The organism is Protofrankia sp. Cj5 (assembly GCF_917627405.1).
Classification (GTDB): Bacteria; Actinomycetota; Actinomycetes; order Frankiales; family Frankiaceae; genus Protofrankia.
Genome location: NZ_CAKJTO010000168.1, coordinates 1 through 7,048, shown reverse-complemented (window position 1 = coordinate 7,048; position 7,048 = coordinate 1). Strand labels below are relative to the sequence as shown.

The 7,048-nt window shown below is 67.9% G+C and carries 7 protein-coding genes; 5 read left to right on the top strand and 2 right to left on the bottom strand.

Going from position 1 to position 7,048, the window contains the following annotated elements; translation table 11 throughout:
- Both MJ777_RS21650 and MJ777_RS21645 read left to right on the top strand, forming a co-directional pair.
- A partial coding sequence (locus tag MJ777_RS21650) for a hypothetical protein (RefSeq protein WP_239377627.1) occupies window positions 1-152 on the top strand: 152 nt, incomplete at its 5' end.
- Between the two features lie 341 nt (window positions 153-493).
- Window positions 494-874 (top strand): STAS domain-containing protein, encoded by a 381-nt coding sequence (locus MJ777_RS21645; RefSeq protein WP_239311260.1) that lies wholly within the window; start codon window positions 494-496, stop codon window positions 872-874.
- Between the two features lie 65 nt (window positions 875-939).
- On the opposite strand, the gene MJ777_RS21640 is transcribed toward MJ777_RS21645, so the two are convergent.
- Window positions 940-1,161 carry a hypothetical protein gene (locus MJ777_RS21640; protein WP_239311261.1) on the bottom strand — a complete coding sequence of 74 codons (222 nt, stop codon included), beginning with the start codon at window positions 1,159-1,161 and terminating at the stop codon, window positions 940-942.
- Between the two features lie 398 nt (window positions 1,162-1,559).
- Here MJ777_RS21640 and MJ777_RS21635 point away from each other — a divergent pair, with 398 nt between their 5' ends.
- Entirely contained in the window at window positions 1,560-1,847 is a 288-nt protein-coding gene (locus MJ777_RS21635; protein WP_239311262.1) for a hypothetical protein, read from the top strand.
- Window positions 1,848-1,877: 30 nt separating this feature from the next.
- On the opposite strand, the gene MJ777_RS21630 is transcribed toward MJ777_RS21635, so the two are convergent.
- The gene (locus MJ777_RS21630) at window positions 1,878-5,096 is read right to left on the bottom strand and encodes an adenylate/guanylate cyclase domain-containing protein (protein ID WP_239311263.1); all 3,219 of its coding nucleotides are present in this window, start codon (window positions 5,094-5,096) and stop codon (window positions 1,878-1,880) included.
- Between the two features lie 631 nt (window positions 5,097-5,727).
- Here MJ777_RS21630 and MJ777_RS21625 point away from each other — a divergent pair.
- Together MJ777_RS21625 and MJ777_RS21620 are read left to right on the top strand one after the other, a co-directional pair.
- The gene (locus MJ777_RS21625) at window positions 5,728-6,432 is read left to right on the top strand and encodes a hypothetical protein (RefSeq protein WP_239348285.1); all 705 of its coding nucleotides are present in this window, start codon (window positions 5,728-5,730) and stop codon (window positions 6,430-6,432) included.
- 243 nt (window positions 6,433-6,675) lie between these two features.
- Window positions 6,676-7,048 (top strand): acyl-CoA dehydrogenase N-terminal domain-containing protein (locus MJ777_RS21620; protein WP_239377626.1); only part of this gene is annotated, 373 nt, incomplete at its 3' end.

The window sequence follows — 7,048 nt, the reverse complement described above, 5'->3', positions numbered from 1 at the left end:
AGTGGGGTGTGGAGCTCGGCAAGGCGCTCGCGGCGCGGATCATTCCGGAACTGTCGGCGGACGGGCCGGTGGAGCTGGCGCACGACAGCTCCACCAACAGTCTCATCCGCCGGTTCCGTGCCGCGAACGAGTCATCGGAGCGCGAGTTCTGATTTGGCCGTATTGTCTGAATCGTCGAGGGTGCCGGTACGCTGGTAATTCGTGTTATTCGACATTAATGCGCGGCACATCTCTTGCTTTTCGTCGGTGAAATCCGGGATCTTGGTTACCCTCGGTAGTATCGCTGCATGGGGTGTACGTATCCCGTAGCTCGGGGAGAGAGCACCCTGTGGGCGGTTCCGGTTCGGGAGGCCTGCCGGACCGCCAGGACGACATGAGCCAGGAGGTGTCGCCTCGCCGCCAACCGGCCGGGGTGCGGGGCCGCGGCCAAGCGGCGCGGAACGACGACAGGTGCCGACGACATGTGCCGGCGGGAGTACCGGGGGGCGGAAACATGCAGGTCGAGGCCGGTCATCTGCGGATGTCGGTGACCCATTCGGGGTGCGATGTGCTCATCGTGCTCGATGGCGAACTCGATACCCGCGGCCGGCTGAGGTTCCGCCAGGAGATCCATGAACTGCTGGGCCGCGGCGGCACGGACGTGACGGTGGATGTCGACGGCCTGCATGCCGTCGACATCGCTGGAATGGCGGCGTTGCTGCGGGCCGAACTGCTGTTGCGAGGAGTCCACTCCAGTCTTCGGGTGCGGGGGGCCTCCCCGGCGTTCATGGCGTTGCTGCGTTCGACCGGTCTGACCGGTCGCCTGCGGGTTGATGCCGGGTCACGGCGATCGGGCGCGCCGGCCTCCGCCGCCGCTGGCGGTCGGGCGCACTGACCGCCCGTCCCGCTGGGCGCCCGGGGATGCGCACGGACGGCATGCGGGCGCACGGATGCGCGGGCTCACGGATGCGCGGACTGGCGCGACACGATCAACCGTAGCAGCCGCACAGGCGGTGGTCCGCCATCCTCGATGTCGCCGGGAGACTCGTCGTCGAGGTCGGGGACCAGCTGGAGCCGGGGCCGGCGTACTTTTTCGATCATTTGTTCCACCCGATGCATAGCCAGCATGCCGATCATGAGTACCAGTGGGAATCCCAGCACAATTGTTATGGATCCGGCCATCGCGTCCTCCGCGGCTCGCCCGAAAACACGGAAAGTTTTCCCGTGATCTCTCTGTGCCTCCACACTCCTGTTACCCACGGTCGTGGGAAATTCACCTTTTGGCGACGGCTTCGTCCGTCCAGGGTGAGCGCCGCGATCGGCCGGCGCGTGGCCGGCACAGGTGTGGCCGACACGAATGTGATCAAGTTTTTTCGGGTGTCCGGGATGCGCTGAGGAAGCCTCCTGGCTCACGGCGGGCGTCCGGCAGCAAGCCGGGCACCCGGCCGAATTCGTCTCCTGTCACCATGTCTGGTATGTCGAGGCCTGCCGTTGCGCAACCGGCGGGCTCAGGCGGCCGATCGCCGGAAGGCCCGCCGCTGCGTGGTCCCTACCGCGGTCCGTGGCCCGTCGGGCGCGCCGTGCCGACCGAGTCCCAGTTGCGGGCGCGGATGCGGATGCTGCTCGAACAGCTTGAGATCTCGCAAGCCGAGATCGTTCTGTACCGGGCGGCCTATGTGCGGGTCAGCGAGGAGGAGATCGCCGACCGTCCCTGGCTGCGCACTCCCCTCGAGCGCCTCACCGTCCCCCGTCTCGCCCGGGCGCTGGCCCGTGAGCTCGACGCTATGGAGCGTTTCCGATTGTGGGCAGAGGAGCTCCACCAGCTCCAGGAAGAAGCCTGCGCCCGCGGTCTGCTCAACTCGCCGTAGCGTCTCGCAAAGACCGTCACGCAAAGACCGTCACGCGGGGACCGAGAACTCCTCGAACAACCGGCGGGCCTGGGCAGCCCCGGCGATGTTGCCCTTCTTCTCGTAGCACGCGATCGCCGTGTCGATCTTCGGGCCGGCCGTGTCGCCCTGGCCGGTCCGGTGGAGCACCTCGGCATAGGCCAGCCATGCCTGCGCCTGCCCGTCCCAGTCGTCGGTCCTGCCGGCGAGATCGCACGCGGCCTCGGCGAACCGGACGGCCTCGACCTCACGTCCGCGCATCGCGAGCACCTTCGCGTGCACCCCGCACCAGCCAGCCTGCGCGGGGACCTGGTCGCCGGCAGCGGCGTCGCGGGAGCGGGACACGTAGGTGGCTGCCTCGTCGAGGCGTTCGAGCTTGAGCAAGACGTCGGCGAGGGCCGCGGCACGCGTGGCCAGGTGCGCGCGTTCACCCATCCGGGCCAGCCGGCGGCAGCTGCGCCGCAGCTCGTGTTCGGCCGTGTCGAGGTCGTCGGTCAGTAGGGCGATACGGGCAACAACGAAGCCCCCGTAGAGCGGATCTCCGCGGGGGCTCCGGACGTCCCAGACGATCTCTTCAGCCCGGGCCAGATGGTCCATGGCGGCATCGAGGTCTCCCGCCATCGTGAACAGCACGGCCAGCTGGGCGAGCAGGGAACGGCGCAGGCCGCGGTCGTCCCCAACACCGGCCAGCGCCCGCGTGGCCCGGTCGACCGACTCGCCGACCGGGCGAGGGGCAAGGCTCAGCAGATGGACGAGGTCACGGCGCATGGTCTGGGCATCGCGAAGTACGCCGGACTCCTCGGCGTGGCGGACGGCGGCCTGCATGGCCCGCTCGGCCAGGGCATAGCGGCCAGCCGCCATGTGAGCGGCGGCCTGGCTGCGGCAGGCGAGCGCGGCACCGACCTCGTCCCCGTTCTGGATGAAGATCGGTAGTGCTCGGGTCGCCTCACCCAGGGTCTCAGCGACCAGCCCCTCCGGGCTCGTCGCGAACATGAGCCGAAGGTGGGCGAGCCGCGCGTGCGCCCGCAGGCCGGTGTCGCCGATCCGGGTGGCCCGGTCCGTGGCTTGGCGCAGCATGCGTTCGGCGTCGCTGAACCGGCCGAACGAGTGCAGCGCCCAGCCAAGGTCGATCTCGGCACGGATGCGCAGCGGATCGGTGACGGGAAGGAGTGTGATCGCTCGTTTGAGCAGCCCGGCCGCGCCTGTCTCGTCGCCCTGGCGGACCCGGTCAGCGGCTTCGATCAGGCAGGCCGCGGCGCGGTGCCCGAGCTCCGCGGTCTCGGTGTCGCGCAGCCCGAGCTCGACCCGGTACCGGTACGCCTGTTCCAGGTGATACCCGACCAGCTCATCATGCTCACCAGGGCGCCCCATCATCCTGGCCTGCAACCAGGCGGCGAAGCCTTGGTGCAGCTCGGCGCGCTGGCGCTTCGATGTCGCCTGGTAGGCGCAGTCGCGCAGCAGGACGTGCAGGAACCGGAAGGCCTCCACACCGGGCAGGTCCGACCGGTCGGCATGAACCAGTTCCTTGCGTACCAGCGCCTGGCAGTGCGCGGCCACGCCGGCCCGGTCCGCCGGGGCGGACAGCTCGACCACCGCGTCGAGGTAGAACCGCTGACCGACAACGGCGGCACGTTCCAGCACCCGTCGCTCGTGCATGTTGAGCCGGTCGAGACGGGCCGCGAGCAGCGCGGAGATCGTGGGTGGGACCTGGACCGAGCCAAGGTTGCCGGTCGCGATCCACCGGTCGCCCTCCCGGCGCAACAACCCGTCGTCGACCAGGGCCGCGAGCGTCTGTTCGACGAACAGCGGGTTCCCCGCGGCTGACTCGGTGATTCTGGAAACCAGCGCGGGGTCGAGGTCGTTGGACCCCATCAACGTGCGGATCAGCCGCTGGCAGCGTTCCTCGCTCAGCGGCTGCAACAGCATCGACGTGGCGTTGAGTTTGCCGCCGCCCCAGCTCCGGCGCTCCTCCAGCAGCTCCGGCCGGGACAGGCACAGCAGCAGGATCGGTGCCTCCCGGGACCAGTCGGCGACATGCTCGATCAGGTCCAGCAGGGTCGGCTCAGCCCAGTGGACGTCATCGAACCAGACGATCAGCGGACGTTTCTCGGCGAGCGCGGCCAGAAAGGTGCGGACCGCCCAGAAGCTCTCCTGCGCGCCGACTTCAGCACCCCCGAGACCGACCAGCGGTGCCAACCCGTCCACCACGGCGGCGGCGTCGCCGATGACGTTGTCGACGCCATCCAGCAGCTCGCGCAGGCGACGCCGGCCCTCGGGCGCGCTCTCGTCGGCGGACATGCCGGTCGCCTGGCGGACCATTTCCATCAGCGGCCAGTACGTGATGCCTTCGCCGTAGGACAGACAGCGCCCGGTGAGCACCGTCGCCCGCGGAGCCATCGCCTCGCAGAACTCCCCGACCATGCGGGATTTTCCGATGCCGGCGGGGCCGAGCAGGGTAAACAGGTGGCAGGTACGTTCTTCGATCACCTGTTCGAGGGCGTCATCGAGGCGGCGGCGTTCCCGGTCCCGGCCGATCACCGGTGCGGCAAAGCCGTCCGGGGCGAACCGCGCGCCGGGGCCGACGCCGGGGTGCGCCAGACCGATCAGGCGGTGGGCCCGCAGGGGGGCCTTCTTGCCCTGGACCACCAGGGGGCCGACCGGTTCGCTGCGCACATCCGAGCGAATCATCCGCAGGGTTGCCTCAGCGATGAGGATCTCGTCGGGGTCGGCGGCCTCCTCCAGGCGGGAAGCGACATTGACGGCATCGCCGGTCACGCCGCCACCGGTACCAGGCCCGCCGACGGTGACCTCGCCCGTGTTGATGCCGATGCGGATCCGGAACCGAAATCCCCAGTCCCGCTGGAGATCGGCGTTGAGCGTGGCCATGCTGGCGCGGATCTCGAGGGCGGCGCGGGCGGCGCGCAGCGCATCGTCCTCATGCAGGATCGGGATACCGAAAACAGCGAACACCGCGTCCCCGATGAACTTCTCGACACTGCCTCCGTGGGCCGAGATCACTTCGCGGGCGGCGCTGAAGAAGCGCCACATCACCTGCTGTAGCGGTTCGGAGTCGAGCTGTTCACCGATGGCGGTATAACCGGTGACGTCGCAGAACATGATCGTTACAGTCTTGCGAGCGCCGATCCCGAACGTGGGCAGCGGAGTACCGCAGGAGAAGCAGAAGCGTGCTTCCTCTGGGTTGGCCTTTCCGCATGTCGGGCAGGCGACCATGTGCCGGATCGTAGGCCGCGGCGATGCCAGACGGGACGCCGATGTCGGTGTCAGTCGTTTCAGATGATCGTGATCTGTCCCACAGTGGCGGGCGGGGTGGCTGCCCCGACTCCCCCGGTGACGGGTTCTGGTGAATTAATTGATCTTGTTTGGCTGCCTGGCAGGCGAGCGTCCAGGTGGATGATCAGGCAAAAGTATCGGTTGCCACCATCGACTGCCCGTTTTCGTTCCAGTGGCCTGGGGCGTGTCTGATGGATGTTGGTCGAGGTGGGCGATGATCCAGAAGGTGGCCTGCAAGGCGGAGGAGGTCCGGATAGCGGTGTTCTATCCGGACCGACGACAACGGGGCAGGACACCTTCTGGGCATTGATCCGCACGATCGAAGATCCATCAGATACGCCCCAAACCCGCTGCTCGCGGACCAAGTCGCTCCGTGCTTTGGCGGTCCTACCTAAGAGCGACCGGCAATAGGGACGCGGCGTCGCGGGGCTGGGGCACGCACCTCACCGCGTTGTCGTCGGTCGCCACCCAACACCAGGGTGACTCCCTCCGCCGCCTCGCGATGCACGCACCCCAGCCCCGCTCCTTGATCCACGCCCCTATTGCCGGGCGCTCTAAGCTGGTTGATGTGGTGGCTGGACAGCGGGGAAGGGACACCGCGCTCGACGCGAGCCGTGGCGAAGCCGGGGCGGTCCGGGGCGCGGGGACCCCGGTCGTCATCACCACGGCGCTCGGGCTGCTGGTTGCCCTGCTGCTCGGGTGTGCCTCGACCACCGCTGGCGCGGAGACGCATACGTCATCGCAGTCACCGGTGATCACCACCACCGCACCACCCGCCACCGCCTCGCCCGCCGGTGGCCAGAGCGATCCGTCGCGGTCTGGGGGCAGCCCGACCACCTCAGGGGATCCCGCGGGGCCGGGTGCCGCGACCGTTCCCGGGACATCCCCGAACGACGTGGGGAGCGAAGCCGGCAGCGGCGCTCCGGGTACGCCAGGGTCCGCCACCCCAGGCCCAGGCCAGGACGTCCCAGCCCGGACCGTTCCAGCGGAGCGGATGCGTGCTGTGTTCGTCGGGGAACCATGTGTTCCGAGCGTCGACTCCGTTCCGCGGCAGGCCGTGAACGGGCTGCTTCTCTACTGCGGACAGGCGGATTCGGGCCAGCCGCGTTGGGGGGTGGCGAGTCCGCCACCGCCACAGGGGCCGGTTGTGCCGGTGCCGGGTACCGAGTGCGACGCCAGAACTGATGGCGATGGGGTCGTCCAGGGTGCGGACGGGCGTCTGGTTGCCTGCATTCGTGATCTTGATGGCAGCTCTCGCTGGAGCGACGCTTCGTAATGGCAGCACTTTAGGTAGTCATTTGCTTGCGAAAAGTAGTAAAATGTTGGATGCTGCCATGGAGATTGATCAAATATTACTAAAAGTAACTTTTTTAGCGCCATTCTGTCAGCTATCACGTTGTTCCAGTATTTGTTCCATGGATGGTTACCAGCGAGTAGCATGGGTATTAGTTACTGGCCAGTAGGAGCATGCCGGTTCCCTCGGTGACAACCGAAGCCGGCACTTCCCGGGGAGACCACCATGGGGCACTACAAGAGCAACCTCCGCGACATCGAGTTCAACCTGTTCGAGGTACTGGGCGTGGACCAGACACTGGAGCACGGCCCGTTCGCGGATATGGATCGTCAGACAGCCCACGACGTGCTTGTCGAGGTCGACAGGCTGGCTACCGGTCCGCTGGCCGAGTCCTTCTCGGAGGCCGACCGCAATCCACCGGTGTTCGACCCGGACGCCGGCACCGTCACGCTGCCAGAGGCGTTCAAGAAGTCCTACGTGGACCTCATGGCCGGCGAGTGGTGGCGCCTTTTCGTACCGGCGCACCTGGGCGGTATGGGTGCCCCGCCATCGGTCGTCTGGGCCGCTTCGGAGCTCATCCTCGGGTCCAACCCGGCAG

Excerpts from the sequence above, each read along its gene's own strand:
- MJ777_RS21645 (WP_239311260.1), top strand. The coding sequence starts at position 494 with ATGCAGGTCGAGGCCGGTCATCTGCGGATGTCGGTGACCCATTCGGGG.
- MJ777_RS21640 (WP_239311261.1), bottom strand. The coding sequence starts at position 1,161 with ATGGCCGGATCCATAACAATTGTGCTGGGATTCCCACTGGTACTCATG.
- MJ777_RS21630 (WP_239311263.1), bottom strand. The coding sequence starts at position 5,096 with ATGGTCGCCTGCCCGACATGCGGAAAGGCCAACCCAGAGGAAGCACGC.